The following is a 14,168-nucleotide window of genomic DNA, read 5'->3' as shown; positions in this document are numbered from 1 at the left end:
CGGCACCGGTGAGGATGATCGCGCCAGCGGCGGCGAGGGAGACCGTGGTCTTGGTGATCTTGCGCATGGTGTTCGTTCCTCTTCTGTGAGTTGGTCGAGTCCTGGCCGGACGAGGCCGGGAAGTGCTCTGGGCGTTTGCCCTGTGCTGATGATTCGGTACCCCTCCCCGAACGGATTGGACGAGTTTCTGGAACCGTCGTGGCGCCGTGTCCGTACCGTGGGGTCATGGCCCCCGAGCACCTCCCCACGACCGACCGGATCCGCGCGATCGACGCGTGGTGGCGCGCCGCGAACTACCTCACCGTCGGGCAGATCTACCTGCTGGACGACCCGCTGCTGGAGCACCCGATCACGCCGGACGACATCAAGCCGCGGCTGCTCGGGCACTGGGGGACGTCGCCCGCGCTGAACCTCGTGTACGCGCACTGCAACGCACTCATCACGGCGACGGACCGGGACATGCTCTACATCTGCGGCCCCGGGCACGGCGGCCCCGCGATGAACGCGAACGCGTGGCTCGAGGGCACGTGGCAGGAGTTCTACCCGGGCACCACGCTGCAGCAGTTCTTCAAGCAGTTCTCGTTCCCCGGCGGCTTCCCCTCGCACGCCGCCCCGGAGACGCCCGGGTCGATCAACGAGGGCGGTGAGCTCGGCTACTCCCTCGCGCACGCGTACGGCGCCGCGCTCGACAACCCCGACCTCGTCGTGACCTGCGTCGTCGGTGACGGCGAGGCCGAGACCGGGCCGCTGTCGGCGTCGTGGCAGGCCCACACGTTCCTCGACCCCGTGGCCGACGGCGCCGTGCTGCCGATCCTCAACCTCAACGGGTGGAAGATCGCGAACCCGACGGTGCTCGCGCGCATCCCCACCGAGGACCTCACCGCGTACTTCCGCGGGCTCGGCTACGACCCGATCATCGTCGACTCCTCCCGCGTCGGCGACGACCCCTTCGCCGTGCACGCCTTGTTCGACGGGGCCCTCCGCCGGGCACTCGCGTCCATCGACGACATCCAGGCCGCTGCCCGCGCGCAGGCCGCCCGTGCCGCCGCCGGCGAGATGGCCGGCGCGACCGACCTCCGTCCGCGCTGGCCGATGATCGTCCTGAAGACCCCGAAGGGCTGGACCGGCCCGAAGGAGGTCGACGGCCAGAAGGTCGAGGGCACGTTCCGCGCCCACCAGGTGCCGCTGCCCGCCGTCCGCGAGAACGACGAGCACCGTGCCCAGCTGCAGGCGTGGATGGAGTCCTACCGCCCGTCCGAGCTCTTCACCGAGGACGGCACCGGCACCGGGCTGCTCGAGGCGATCCGCCCGGTCGGCGACAAGCGGATGAGCGCGACCGCCCACGCCAACGGCGGCCGGATCCGCACGGCGCTGCAGCGTCCCGACCTCGCCCCGTACGGCGTGCCCGCGGGCGAGGACGCCTCCTCCACCGGGACGCTCGGCCCCTGGCTCGCCGCGCTGATGTCCGAGAACCCCTCGACGTTCCGGCTCTTCGGGCCCGACGAGACCGTGTCGAACAAGCTCGACGCGGTCTTCGACGTCACGTCACGGGTCTGGCGCGCGGCGAACTCCCCGGACGACGAGCACATCGCGCCGACCGGCCGGGTGACCGAGATCCTCTCCGAGCACCTGCTCGAGGGGATGCTCGAGGGCTACGTGCTGAGCGGTCGCCACGGCATCCTCAACACGTACGAGGCCTTCGCGCACATCATCGACTCGATGGTCGGCCAGCACGCCAAGTGGCTCGAGTCCTCCACCGACATCGAGTGGCGCGCACCGGTGTCGAACCTGACGATCCTGCTCTCGTCGCACGTCTGGCGGCAGGACCACAACGGGTTCTCGCACCAGGACCCGGGCTTCCTGGACGTCGTCGCGTCGAAGCAGCAGGACCTCGTGCGGATCAAGCTCCCCGCCGACGCGAACACCCTGCTCGCGGTGACGGCGCACGCCCTGGAGACGACGAACCGCATCGAGGTCATCGTCGCCGGCAAGCACCCCGAGCCGGTGTTCCTGTCGCTCGAGGACGCCGTCGCCCACGCGGACGCCGGCCTCGGCGTCTGGGACTGGGCCGGCACCGAGCAGACGGTCGGCCACGCGGACGTCGTCCTGGTCAGCGCCGGGGACGTCCCCACCGTCGAGACCATGGCGGCCGCCGACATCATCCGGAAGCACGCACCCGACGTGGGGGTGCGCGTCGTGAACGTCGTCGACCTGCTCTCGCTCGGGGACGACCGCAAGCACGAGCACCCGATCTCCGACGAGCGCTACGACGAGCTGTTCCTCCCCGGGACGCCCGCCGTGTTCGCGTTCCACGGGTACCCGTCGCTGGTCCACCAGCTCACCTACCGCCGCCACGGGCACGACGACCTGCACGTGCACGGCTTCCTCGAGCGCGGCACCACGACGTCGCCGTTCGACATGCTCATCCGCAACGAGATGGACCGCTTCGCGCTCGCGCACGACGCACTGACGCGGGTGGCCGACGGGTCCGACCGGTTCGACGAGCTGCTCGGCACGCTGTCCGAAGCACGAGACGCCGCCCGTGCGTTCGCCTACGCGAAGGGCGAGGACCACCCCTCGGTCGGCGCGTGGCAGTTCGCGGGGTGGCCGCAGGACGAGCCCGCAGAGGGTGGCACCGGCGGCGACGCGGGCGAGGGCGAGACGGAGAGCGCCGCGCCGGGTCAGTGACCCCGTGGCACGCTGGAGCCGTGACCGACCTCGTGATCCCGGCTCCGGCAACTCCGTCCGTCCCGACGTCGACGGGTGGGCGCTTCCCTGTCCGCCGCGTGTTCTGCGTCGGACGGAACTACGCGGCGCACGCGCGCGAGATGGGTCACGACCCCGATCGTGAACCGCCGTTCTTCTTCACGAAGCCGGCCGACGCGGTCGTCACCGACGATGCGGCGACCCCGTACCCACCGATGACCGAGCGGCTCGAGCACGAGGTCGAACTCGTGGTGGCGATCGGCGTCGGCGGTGGGGACGTCCCCGTCGGCGACGCACTCGACCACGTCTGGGGCTACGGCGTCGGACTCGACCTGACCCGGCGGGACCTGCAGGCCGAGGCCAAGCGGCTCGGCCGACCGTGGGACATGGCGAAGGGGTTCGACGCCTCGGCGCCGATCGGCACGCTCGTCCCCGCCGCCGACGCCGACCCGACGCACGGCACGATCGACCTCACCGTCGACGGCGAGCGCCGCCAGCACGGGGACCTCGCCGACCAGATCTGGTCGGTGGCCGAGGTCGTCGCGGAGTTGTCCCGGGCGGTGCGCCTCGAGCCCGGCGACCTCGTGATGACCGGCACGCCCGACGGTGTCGGCGTGGTGGGTCCCGGGTCAGTGCTCGTCGGGTCGATCGAGGGCGTCGGGACCGTCCGGACCACGATCGGACCGGCTGCGTCGCGAGCGTGACGGTCCGCGCCGGACGCACGCCGAGCCTCCCGTCCGTCCTGCGGCGTGCGGATCGTGACCAGATGACGCAGTCGGTGCCCGGCTGTGAGCCGGTCCGGAGCGGCAGCGAGTAGCACGGTGCCAGACGGCGCCGTCACTGACGCGTCCGTCGTGGTCCGCTGACAGGGAAGCGGACCGGGGACGCTCGACTCGACCAGCGTGCGTCCGTGGACACGGAGGTGCACCGTGCTGGAACACGACCTGCTCGCGACGTCCTGGACGTGGGACGGCGACGAACCCATCGACGAGCGCGTCCGTGCCGTCGGTGCCGCCGGCTTCTCCGGCATCTCGCTCGCCCTCGACGACCTCCACGAGGTCCGCGCGACCACCGGGCTGCGTCGGCTCCGGCAGATGCTCGACGACGTCGGCATCGTGTGGGTGCAGCTCGGCACCCTGGGTTCCTGGTGGACCTGCCCCAGCCGGACCGAGGCGGCGGACGCCGACCGTGGCGTCCTGCTCGAGGCCGCAGCGACGCTCCGCGCCTGGCAGGTCGTGGCCCGTGCCGACGTCAGCCTGCCCGGGGTCTCCCCCGCCGCCATGCTCGACGACTGGGTGGTGCTCGCAGAGCAGGCCCGCGGCGTCGGTGCGCAGCTCGTGCTCGAACCGGAGCCGTGGTCGAACCTGCCGACGGTCGAACGGGCTTCGCGCTTCGTCGCGACCGCCGGGCACCCGAACGGCGGGCTGCTGCTCGACGCCATGCACGCCCTGCGGAGCGGCTCGACCCTGGCGTCGATCCGCCACGGGCTGGCGCCGTCGACCCTGGCGGCGGTGGAGCTCAGCGACGGGCTGCTCGACACCCCGAACGGCATGACCCTCGCCGACGAGTCTCGCCTGGCTCGCTACCTGCCCGGCGCCGGGGCGTGGGACGTCCCCGGGTTCATCCGCACGGTCCGCGACCTCGGCTTCGACGAGCCGTGGGGCGTCGAGGTCCGGACGCCCGGACACCGGGCGCTCCCCATCGCCGACGCGCTCCGCACCGCGGCCGCCGCGACCAGGGCCGTGCTCGACGCTGCCGATGCGTACGGCACCCCGCCCGCCCCGGTCATGCCGACGTCCGCTGCCCCGACGTCGGCGGTCGACTACGAGCCGGCGCACCGACCACGGCGGGAGACCGGTTCAGGCGCTCCCGCGTAGCGTCGGGGCCATGAGCGAGACAGCACCCACCGGCAACGACGACCTGCTGCGGAAGTCGCAGGACACCATCGACGAGGCGAAGGCCGCTGCGGCGGACGTCGTCGACACCGAGGACGACGGCCTGGTCGGCGAGGACCTCCCCGCGACCACGGGCGGCGCTGCCGCGGACGACGGCGCCCCGGCCGCCTGACCGCAGACGCCCCGGCCGCTTGACGGCAGGAGTCGCGCTGACGTGGCCGGGTGTCAGACGGTCTCGCTCAGGGGTCAGACGATCTCGACCACCCGCACCGTGAGGTCGTCCGGACGGGCACCGGTCGCGTGCTCGATGCACGTGCCGAGTTCGTCGCGGACCGACCGCAGCGTCGTGGTCGCCGGTACGCCGGCGTCCACCGTGACGACGACCCGCACGCGCAGCCCGGTGGCGCGGTCCTCGACGAGCACCGCCCCACCGTCGCGCGGCAGCTCCAGCACCGACCGGACGTCACGGACCAGGACGGCGAGACTCGGCCCGGGGAGCACCACCGACCGGACGCCGGGGACCGCGAGGACCGCCTCCGTCGCCAGGCGCGACAGGGCTCTGGTGTCGGTGGCGGTCATGCGTGTCCTCCCGGGGTCAGCACGTCGGCGACGCGGACGGTGAGCGAGGCCACCGTGAAGGGCGCGTGCTCGTGCAGGGCGGTGGCGACGATCTCCCGGAGGGCATCGGCACGCTCCCGGAGCGGCGCGTCCGACACCACGGCGACGACGACCTCGACGTCGATCGGGGCACCGGCCGTGGTGACGTCGCCGGTGAAACGGGTCCCGCGGACGAGGACACCCGGCACGCGGTCCCCGAGTGCCCGCACGAGCCCACGGATCGCGCCCTCGGTCACGACCAGGTGCGAGGTCGGGTCGTCGTCGGGCACGGGCATGTCCCGCCCGGCGTGCGCGGTCGTCCTGATGCTCGCCAGGACGCTCGCGATCCAGCCCTCGTCCGAAGCGCCGGCAGCACGGACGTCGGCGTCGAGCAGGTCGGCCGAGGCCACCCGCAGCTGTTCGAGTCGTCGGAGTACGGCACGCGCGTCGGTGTCCGCCTCGATGTCGGGCCGGACGGGGTCGCGGCCGGAGTCCAGGTAGTCGGCGAGCTCGTCGAGGGTGAAGGCGCCGTGACGGGCCTCGGTGTCGTCGTTCATCGCCACCCCTCCATCTGCGTCACCACGGCCTGGCGTGCCCGGGCGAGCAGTCCCCGGACGGCGGTGGCGGTCAGCCCGGTCTGGTCGGCGACCTCGGCGTAGGACGCCCCGCCGATCTCCCGCAGGACCCACACTGCTCGCTGCGCGTCCGGCAGGTTCTGGACCACCCGCGCGAGGGCGTCGACCTGCATCCGCGTGACGACCACCTCGTCGACGGGTCGCTCGTCCGCGCGGTCCGGCACGGCCTCGAGGTCGAGGTGCGGGTGCCGCCGTCGGAGCCGGTCGAGCGCCTTGTTCGCGGCGATCCGGAACAGCCAGGACCGGACGCGGTCGGGGTCCTCCACCCGGTCGATGCGCTGCCAGGCCTGCAGGGCCGCTTCCTGCACCGCGTCGTCCGCCTCGCCGTCGCCGTGCCCGAGGATCCGTGCGGCGTAGGCGCGCATCAGCGGGCCGTACCGGCGGATGAGCACGCCGAACGCCTGCGCGTCACCATCGGCCGACCGTTCGACGAGCGACGCGTCCGACAGTGCGGAGAGCGGTTGGTCCTCAGTCAGGGGGAGTCCTCCGGGTGGATCTCGCGGGTCGGCGTGACGAATCCCGTGGTCGAGACGTCTTGTTCTGTGGGCCTGCCGTCGGCGTACTCGCCGTCGGCGTCGAGCGCGCCGTGACCGGTCGCCCTGAACGACCGGTCACGGCGCTCCGTGGCGGTCCGTGCGTCCCCTGATCCGGCGCACGGGCCGTCCCGCCCGGACGACCGCCCGCGGGCGGCCTCCTCCGGTCGGCTGGGTCAGTCCTCGACCTGGTCGCCGAGGAAGTCCGCGTAGGTCGCCTCGTGCTCCGTGCCCGCTGGAGCCGGGTGGGCCGGCCCCTCGGACGCGCCGTCCTCCGACCGGTCGACGCGGTCCGCTGCGGAGAACGGAGGCAGGTAGTTGCTGGTCATCCCGCACCCCCTTTCGTCTCCGCGAACGTAACAGCCGGTCTGCGCCATCCCGACACGAGGGCACGAATCGTCCCCCGCGCATCCTCCGATCGGGGGACGGAAGTTCGCCTCCAGCGGACCCCATGCGGATGCATGCGGACCCGGACCCGGACTCAGGCCAGTGCCCGGGCCCGGGCCCGGACCGGGATGGGGTCACTCCACGACGACGTCCTCCGGGGCCTTGTCCGGCCGCCAGCCGCGCCACGACGCCTGCCGGAGCCGCCCGTCGGCCGTCCACTCCGCGAACTCGACCTCCCCGACGCGCTCCGGCGTCACCCAGTGGGCGTCGCGCGCGTCCGGTCCGGGCACGTCGAGGAACGGCGACGTCTCCCGCGCCAGGGGTGCGAGCACCTCGGCGACCTCGTCGAGGTCGCGGTCGCGGAACCCGGTGCCGACCCTGCCGACGTAGCGCAGACCGTCCGGCCCGGGGACACCGAGGAGCAGGGACCCGATGCCGCCCTCGCGCCGCCCGCTCCCGGGCCGCCACCCGGCCACGACGACCTCCTGCGTGGCGTGGTGCTTCAGCTTGAACCACGCCTCGGACCGGCGCCCCTCCGCGTACCGCGAGGAGCGCTTCTTCGCGACGATGCCCTCGAGTCCCCGCTCCGCCGAGTCGGCGAGCGCCCCGGCCAGGTCGCCGTCGTACGCCGGTGGCACCTCGACCGCGCCGCCGGCGTCGACCACCGTCTCGAGCGCCTGGCGTCGGTGTTCGTACCCGAGGCGGGTCAGCTCGTGCCCGTCGGCCTCGAGCACGTCGAACAGCAGGAGCCGGACCGGCGTCTCGGCTCGTGCCGCCGCCACCTCGCGCGGCTTCGTGAGCCCCATCCGGTTCTGCAGGAGCTGGAAGCTCGGCCGGCCGCGGTCGTCGAGCGCCACGACCTCGCCGTCGAAGACCCCGTCGACGCCGGCGCGCTGCCCGAGTTCCTGGAGCTCGGGGTACTGCGCCGTCAGGTCGTTGCCGTTCCGGCTGCGCAGCGAGACCGTCCCGTCGCGGACCGTCGCGAGGGCGCGGACGCCGTCCCACTTCATCTCGAACGCCCACTCGGCTGGGTCGAGCGCGGGCTCGCCCTTCGCGAGCGTGGCCTGCATCGTGCGACGTTCGACCGGGTCCGTGTCGGCATCGGCCGATCGGGTGATGCGCGCGCCGCCCGCGTCGTGCTTCGCCCGCCCTTCGTCGTGCGTCGCCCGTCCGGCGCCGGGTGTCGGACGGGAGGCTCGTCCCGCATCCTCCGATCGGGTGCCGTCCGCCCCGGGGTCGGGCTGGTCCTTCGTCCGGTGGATGAGCCAGTTCTTCTCGTCGCCCTCCCGGCCCTTCCCACGCCCGCGGGTGTGCAGGAGCGCGAGCCGGCGGTTCCCGTTCGTCCGGCCGTGCAGCGTCACGATGACCTCTTCGCCCTCGCGCCACTTCTCGAGGTCGTACGTGCCGTCGTCCCAGAGGGTCACCGTGCCCCCACCGTACTCGTCGTGCGGGATCGTGCCTTCGAAGGAGCCGTACTCGAGCGGGTGGTCCTCGGTCATCACCGCGAGGTGGTTCTTCCCCGGGTCGGTCGGCTCCCCCTTCGGCAGCGCCCAGCTCACGAGCACGCCGTCGTGCTCCAGCCGGAAGTCGTAGTGGTCGCGGGTGGCGTGGTGCTCCTGGATGACGAAGGTCGGGGTGCCGTCCTTCCGGACCGTCGGGGCGTCCTGCGGGACCGGCTCCGGGGTCTTCGACGCGTCCCGCTTGGCACGGTAGGTCGTCAGGCGGTCGTTCGCCGCGCCTCCCGTCCGCGCTTCGCGTTCCGCGTCGTTGGCGGCCTGCGTGCGGTCGCTGTCCCAGTGACCGGCGTCCGGTCGGCCGACCGAGAGGGCGCCAGCGGCGACCGGGTGCAGGAGGTCGCCGTGGTCCTGCAGGCGTTCGAGGACCTCGTCCAGCGTCAGCTGGGCGAGCCCCTTCTCCGTGAGCTCCTCCCACGTGCGGGGCGCTGCGACCGTCGGGCGCTCGCGACCGCGGAGCGAGTACGGCGCGATCGTCGTCTTGTTGCCGTTGTTCTGCGACCAGTCGACGAAGACCTTGCCCCGACGCTCCGCCCGGCTCATCGAGGACAGCACCAGGTCGGGCAGGTCCTGCTCGAGTGCCTTCGCCAGCTCGTGCGCGACCTCGGACACCTGGTCCGTCGAGGCGCGGCCGTCGAGGGCTGCGTAGAGGTGGATGCCCTTCGACCCGGACGTCACCGGGTACGGGTCGAGGCCCATGCCGTGCAGGATCTCCCGCGCTGCCACGGCCACCTCGACGCACGCCGCCAGCCCGACGCCCTCGCCCGGGTCCAGGTCGAGCACCAGGCGGTCCGGGTCCTGCTTGCCGCCGCGCGGGCCGAAGCGCCACTGCGGCACGTGCAGCTCGAGGGCGGCCTGCTGCGCCATCCACACCAGCGTCGGCAGGTCGTCGACGATCGGGTACTCGTTGTCGTGGTCGGAGTGCGCGATCGTGTGGTGCCGGACCCACTCAGGCGCGGAGTCGGGCAGGTTCTTCTCGAAGAAGACCTTGCCGTCGACGCCGTTCGCCCAGCGCTTCCTGGTGACCGGCCGGTCCTTCACGTGCGGGATCATCCACGGCGCGACGTGCTCGTAGTACTCGACGACCCGGCCCTTCGTCGTGCCGGTCTCCGGGTAGAGCACCTTGTCGAGGTTGGTCAGCGCCAGGCGGCTGTCCCCGACCAGGACGGTGGTCTTGCCCTTGGGAGTCACAGCGCGACCCCGGTCGCTCCCGCCACGGTCAACGTCGTGCCGGACGTGTACGAGGACTCCGGTCCGGCCAGGTACACGTAGGCGCTGCCGAGCTCGACGGGCTGTGCCGGGCGGCCGAACGGGGTGTCCTTCCCGTACGCGGCGATCTCGTCGCCCGGGTAGCTGATCGGCTGCAGCGGCGTCCACACGGGCCCCGGCACGACGGTGTTCGCGCGGATGCCCTTCGCCGCGAGCTGGCGGGCGAGGCCGTTCGTGTAGGTGATGATCGCGGCCTTCGTCGCCGCGTAGTCGATCATCCGGTCCTGCGGCTGGTACGCGGACACCGAGCTCGTCGTGACGATCGCGCTGCCGGGAGCCATGTGCGGGACGGCCTCGCGCACCAGCCAGAACATCGCGTAGAGGTTGACCTTCATGGTGCGGTCGAAGTCCTCGGTCGACTGTTGGGTGACGTCCTCGTGCACCTGCTGGCTGCCGGCGACGAGCACGAGCGCGTCGAGGCCGCCGAGCTCGCTGACGGCCGTCCGGACGAGCTCCTGGCAGAAGGCCTCGTCGGTGAGGTCCCCGGGCAGCATGACGGCCTCGCGACCGAGGTCGCCGATGAGGTCGCGGACCTCGGTCAGGTCGTCGATCTCCTCGGGCAGGGCGTTCAGCACGACGTCGGCGCCCTCCTTCGCCATCGCGATCGCGGCGGCGCGGCCGATGCCCGAGTCGGCGCCCGTCACGAGCACCCGGTAGCCGAGCATCCGGCCGGTACCGACGTAGCTCGTCTCGCCGTGGTCCGGCTGCGGGTCCATCTCGCTGGCCCGTCCCGACCCCTGCTGCGTCTGCACGGGGAACGGCGGGCGGGCGTACTGCGTGCGCGGGTCGTCCTTGTCCAGCTGGCTCATGGACCCATCGTGCTCGGTCGTGACTCGTGGGGTGCTCGGTCGTGACGTCAGTCGCCGAGGGACGCGTCCGCGCGCGCTCCCACGCGCACGCGGGCATCATGTGGTGATGAGGTCGATCTGGAAGGGTTCCATCGCGTTCGGGCTGGTGAACGTGCCGATCAAGGTCTACGCCGCCACCGAGACCCACGACGTCTCCATGCACCAGGTCCACGACGAGGACAAGGCCCGCATCCGGTACAAGCGGGTGTGCGAGCTCGGGCACGAGGTCGAGTACGCCGACATCGAGCGCGCATACGACGACGGGGAGAAGACCGTCGTCCTCACCGCCGACGACTTCAAGAAGCTGCCGCAGGAGCAGTCCCACGAGATCGAGGTCCTCGAGTTCGTGCCCGTCGACCAGGTCGACCCGATGATGTTCGAGAAGACCTACTACCTCGAGCCGGACTCCCGCTCCCCGAAGGCCTACGTCCTGCTCCGACGCACCCTCGAGGAGACCGACCGTCTCGCGGTCGTGCAGTTCACGCTCCGCCAGAAGACCCGGCTCGGCGTGCTCCGCGTCCACGACGACGTGCTGCTCCTGCAGGGGCTCCTGTGGGGCGACGAGGTCCGGTCTGCCGACTTCAAGGCCCTGGACACGTCGGTCAAGGTGAGCGCGAACGAGCTCAAGATGTCGTCGTCCCTGGTCGAGAGCATGTCGACCGACTTCGACCCCGACCGCTACACCGACGAGTACCAGGCCGAGCTTCAGCAGCTCATCGACGCCAAGCTCGAGTCCGGCGACGACGTCGACACCGCCGAGACGTTCGGTGAACAAGCCCCGTCCGACGACGACGAGGGCGGTGACGTCATCGACCTGATGGCTGCGCTGCGCGCATCCGTGGACAAGAAGCGGACGGGAGGCTCGGGGTCGCGCTCGTCCGGTGGCTCGCGTTCGTCGGGGGCCGGGTCCAGTTCAGGGTCCCGGTCCGGCTCTGCGTCGAAGGCGTCCGGGTCTGACGAAGAATCCGGCACGGACACGAAGAAGGCCCCGGCGAAGAAGGCCCCCGCGAAGAAGCCGGGAGCCAAGAAGGCCCCCGCCAAGAAGCCCGCGGCGAAGAAGCAGGCCAGCTAGCCCGTGTAAGCCCGTGTCTATCCGTCTAAGCCCAGGGCTTATACGGGCTTAGACGGGCATATACGTCGTCACCGATGGCGTTTCCATCCGGTTCGCGGCCGGAATCATTCCGTCAGGTCCAATGTGGTCATCCGGCGATTGCGGGTGCGGTAGCCCGGGCGGCGAGCGCGGAGAACACCCCGTCGTGGGCCCGACGGAGTTCGGTCCAGCCGGCCGTCACGTCGATCTGCCGTCCGTCCAGGACTGGTGCGGCGTAGCCGTGCTGCGCCCGTGGGACAGCTTCCCCCGGCAACCGGAGCTCCTGCGTGAAGGCGCCCATGTCCGCGGCGAAGGTCAGGGTGTGCGCCGCGACGTTGCTGTCCCAGTCCGACGACGGCAGCGACATGAAGGCGACGTGGCGCGGCGGAGCGTCCACGGCGACCTCCGTGGCGGAGACGTAGCAGCCGTGGTGGTCCTCGCCGGGCGACAGGATCGTGTAGGTGCCGTTGTCGCGGTAGACGAGCAGCGCCTCGGCGAACGGCTTCGGACCGTACATCGCGGTGTAGCGCAGGGCCTGCACGAAGACGGGCTGACCGAGCAGGACGCTGATCGTGCGGGTGGTGGTGGGGTCGACTGCAGGCATCGCGGTCCTCTCGGTGGCCGGTCGTCAGACGATCGTCTGACACGCACCTGGGACGAGCGTCGACGCACTACGAAGATCCGTTCAGGGGACCGACGGATCACGGTCGTCATGAGCGTGAAACACGGGTCCGCGACACTGGTCCCATGACTCCACAAGAGCCTGGAATGCTGCAGTCGTCATCCGAGACCGCCGGCCCACCCGTCACCGTGTCCATCACCCGCCTGGTCGAACCCGAGCGCATCCCCGAGGTCACCCGCTGGGTGCAGTCCGGGGTGAACCTGGCGAACCGCTACCCGGGGTTCCTCGGGTCCGGTTGGGTCCGTTCCCGGGCCCAGTCCCGCGAGTGGCACATGCTCTACCGCTTCGCCGACCACGACTCCCTGTCCACGTGGGAGAACTCCGACGACCGGCTGCGCTGGCTCGACCTGGGCCGCGACCTCGTGGTGGAGTCCCGCGTCGAGAAGCGCACCGGGATCGAGGGCTGGTTCGACGTCCCCGAGGACGCCCCGTCGTCGAGCGCTCCCCCGCGGTGGAAGCAGGCCGTGAGCATCTGGCTCGGGTTCTTCCCGGTCAACCTCGCGTTCACGATCGTCGTCGGGCTGCTCGTGCCGTCCTTCGCCGGGCTCGCCGCACTGCCCCGCGTCCTCATCACCACGGTCGTGCTCACGCCGATCATGACGTTCTGGGTGCTGCCGTTCGTGACGAAGCTCATCCGCCCGTGGCTGCTCGCGCCGCCGCGGGCCCGTTCGCGCTGACGGGCCTCGACCACCGCGCCGGGAAGGGTCCGTCGTGCCCGAGGGTCCGCCACGCGACGTCAAGCAGGATCGGCCGAGCCTGGTCGGCCGAGGCGTCGTTCTCGTACGTCAGGGAGAGCACGACCAGTGCACCGAACGCCCCGGTGACGCGCGCTCGGCGCTCGAGCGTGGCGACCGGCTCGACGTCGAACATCGCGAGCAGCGCGTCGGCCATCGGTCCGAGCTGGTCCGTCACGTCGTCCCCACGGCGCAGCGCGAAGCCCGCGAGGGCGAGCTCAGCCCAGCCCGGGCGCGCCAGCGCGAGGTCCGTCACGCCGGCCAGGGCGACGGCGTCGCGCGCGGCCCCGGTCTCGACGGCCATCGCGGCATCACGGACGGACCGGGTCTGCTCGATGCACTGCCCGACGGCAGCGCGGACCAGCAGGTCCTTGGTCGCGAACCGGCTCAGCACCGCGGCCTTCGAGTACCCGGTCTGGTCCGCGACGGCCTGCACCGCGGTGTCCTTCACCCCGCGCCGCGCGATCAGGCCCGCGGCCACGTCGAGGACGTCCCGGTCGATCTCGTCGCGCGTCGGCCGCGGGTGCCGTCGGGAGCCGGTCACGCCTGCCTTCCCGCCACGTGACGTCGAGCAGCCAGGCGTCGGCTGCGGGCGAGCCCGGTCAGGACGACGACGGCCGAGAGCAGCTCCCACGCGATCACGGTGTACACCGCCCCACGTTCCCACACGCCGTCGGGGAGCAGGTCGATCACCGAGGAGCCCGAGTCGACCACCAGCATGACGAGCGCGACCAGGCCGGCCGTCCCGAGGGCGACGCTCGTCAGTCGGTAGGCCCGCGGAGCCCCGACCGCGGAGGAGCCCGCACCCGCGACGATCGCGACGACGTTCCCGCCGATGATCGCCGCTGCCGCGCCGAGCACGTGGAACACGATGGTGCCGTCGTCGACGCTCCCCTGACTGCCGTGGAACGTCCCGACCAGCGCCAGCCCGACGCCGTGCACGACGGCGACGACTCCGACCGTGACGACCGCGCGGCGCGCCACGCCGGTGCAGGCGACGGCGACGATGACCCCGGCCACCGCGAAGCACACGCCCTGCGTGACGAACGTCGCGTTCATGAGGGCGTGGAGCGGCGAGTCGATCGCCCGCCCCTGGAACGAGCCGACCTGTGCGACGCCGAGGTCGGAGATGTAGTTCGTCGCGTAGTCGTACCCGGGGAACGCGGAGGCGGACACCGCTTCGCCCGAGAGCCACGACACGCCTGCGAGCAGCCAGAGGGCAGCAGGGACGACGAGGAACCGTTGACGCACGAAGTCAGGAGAACGCATGTGACCATT

General features: G+C 71.9%; 15 protein-coding genes. 6 read left to right on the top strand and 9 right to left on the bottom strand.

Annotated elements, in window-relative coordinates; translation table 11 throughout:
- Positions 1-225: 225 nt before the first annotated feature.
- The 4 genes from ITJ54_RS15740 to ITJ54_RS15725 all read left to right on the top strand — a co-directional run bounded on the left by ITJ54_RS15740 (position 226) and on the right by ITJ54_RS15725 (position 4,773).
- Entirely contained in the window at positions 226-2,688 is a 2,463-nt protein-coding gene (locus tag ITJ54_RS15740; RefSeq protein WP_194629843.1) for a phosphoketolase, read from the top strand.
- 20 nt (positions 2,689-2,708) lie between these two features.
- On the top strand, positions 2,709-3,410 hold the full coding sequence (locus tag ITJ54_RS15735; RefSeq protein WP_194629841.1) for a fumarylacetoacetate hydrolase family protein: 702 nt from the start codon (positions 2,709-2,711) through the stop codon (positions 3,408-3,410).
- A 225-nt stretch (positions 3,411-3,635) separates the two neighbouring features.
- Entirely contained in the window at positions 3,636-4,583 is a 948-nt protein-coding gene (locus tag ITJ54_RS15730) for a sugar phosphate isomerase/epimerase family protein (protein ID WP_194629839.1), read from the top strand.
- Positions 4,584-4,593: 10 nt separating this feature from the next.
- Entirely contained in the window at positions 4,594-4,773 is a 180-nt protein-coding gene (locus ITJ54_RS15725) for a hypothetical protein (RefSeq protein WP_194629837.1), read from the top strand.
- Between the two features lie 74 nt (positions 4,774-4,847).
- Here ITJ54_RS15725 and ITJ54_RS15720 read toward each other — a convergent pair whose 3' ends face one another.
- From ITJ54_RS15720 to ITJ54_RS15695, 6 genes are all read right to left on the bottom strand, one after another.
- Entirely contained in the window at positions 4,848-5,180 is a 333-nt protein-coding gene (locus tag ITJ54_RS15720; RefSeq protein ID WP_194629835.1) for a hypothetical protein, read from the bottom strand.
- The gene (locus ITJ54_RS15715; protein WP_194629833.1) at positions 5,177-5,755 is read right to left on the bottom strand and encodes a hypothetical protein; all 579 of its coding nucleotides are present in this window, start codon (positions 5,753-5,755) and stop codon (positions 5,177-5,179) included. The genes ITJ54_RS15720 and ITJ54_RS15715 overlap by 4 nt, the downstream gene beginning before the upstream one ends.
- Complete coding sequence (locus tag ITJ54_RS15710) at positions 5,752-6,282, bottom strand: RNA polymerase sigma factor (RefSeq protein ID WP_228509550.1); 531 nt, start codon at positions 6,280-6,282, stop codon at positions 5,752-5,754. Before ITJ54_RS15710 ends, ITJ54_RS15715 begins: the two co-directional genes overlap by 4 nt.
- Before the next feature lie 260 nt (positions 6,283-6,542).
- The gene (locus tag ITJ54_RS15705) at positions 6,543-6,695 is read right to left on the bottom strand and encodes a hypothetical protein (RefSeq protein WP_194629831.1); all 153 of its coding nucleotides are present in this window, start codon (positions 6,693-6,695) and stop codon (positions 6,543-6,545) included.
- A gap of 192 nt (positions 6,696-6,887) precedes the next feature.
- On the bottom strand, positions 6,888-9,458 hold the full coding sequence (locus ITJ54_RS15700; RefSeq protein ID WP_194629829.1) for an ATP-dependent DNA ligase: 2,571 nt from the start codon (positions 9,456-9,458) through the stop codon (positions 6,888-6,890).
- Positions 9,455-10,345 carry an SDR family oxidoreductase gene (locus ITJ54_RS15695; protein WP_194629827.1) on the bottom strand — a complete coding sequence of 297 codons (891 nt, stop codon included), beginning with the start codon at positions 10,343-10,345 and terminating at the stop codon, positions 9,455-9,457. The genes ITJ54_RS15700 and ITJ54_RS15695 overlap by 4 nt, the downstream gene beginning before the upstream one ends.
- A 106-nt stretch (positions 10,346-10,451) precedes the next feature.
- On the opposite strand from ITJ54_RS15695, the gene ITJ54_RS15690 reads away from it, so the two are divergent.
- Positions 10,452-11,456, top strand: coding sequence for a Ku protein (locus tag ITJ54_RS15690; RefSeq protein WP_194629825.1), 1,005 nt, complete (start codon positions 10,452-10,454; stop codon positions 11,454-11,456).
- Between the two features lie 127 nt (positions 11,457-11,583).
- Here ITJ54_RS15690 and ITJ54_RS15685 read toward each other — a convergent pair whose 3' ends face one another.
- Positions 11,584-12,078, bottom strand: a complete 495-nt coding sequence (locus ITJ54_RS15685; protein ID WP_194629822.1) for a hypothetical protein — start codon at positions 12,076-12,078, stop codon at positions 11,584-11,586.
- A 164-nt stretch (positions 12,079-12,242) separates the two neighbouring features.
- On the opposite strand from ITJ54_RS15685, the gene ITJ54_RS15680 reads away from it, so the two are divergent.
- The gene (locus ITJ54_RS15680) at positions 12,243-12,833 is read left to right on the top strand and encodes an antibiotic biosynthesis monooxygenase (protein WP_228509494.1); all 591 of its coding nucleotides are present in this window, start codon (positions 12,243-12,245) and stop codon (positions 12,831-12,833) included.
- Here the strand turns inward: ITJ54_RS15680 and ITJ54_RS15675 are convergent.
- Positions 12,787-13,434, bottom strand: coding sequence for a TetR/AcrR family transcriptional regulator (locus ITJ54_RS15675; RefSeq protein WP_194629818.1), 648 nt, complete (start codon positions 13,432-13,434; stop codon positions 12,787-12,789). The two genes, ITJ54_RS15680 and ITJ54_RS15675, sit on opposite strands and share 47 nt — an antisense overlap.
- Positions 13,431-14,159: a DUF998 domain-containing protein gene (locus ITJ54_RS15670; protein ID WP_194629816.1), complete on the bottom strand. Its 729-nt coding sequence runs from the start codon at positions 14,157-14,159 to the stop codon at positions 13,431-13,433. Before ITJ54_RS15670 ends, ITJ54_RS15675 begins: the two co-directional genes overlap by 4 nt.
- Positions 14,160-14,168: the final 9 nt, after the last annotated feature.

Source organism: Curtobacterium sp. VKM Ac-2865, from assembly GCF_015350905.1.
Classification (GTDB): domain Bacteria; phylum Actinomycetota; class Actinomycetes; order Actinomycetales; family Microbacteriaceae; genus Curtobacterium.
Note: the sequence above shows the minus strand (reverse complement) of the source record. Positions and strands in the feature narration are given on the sequence as shown.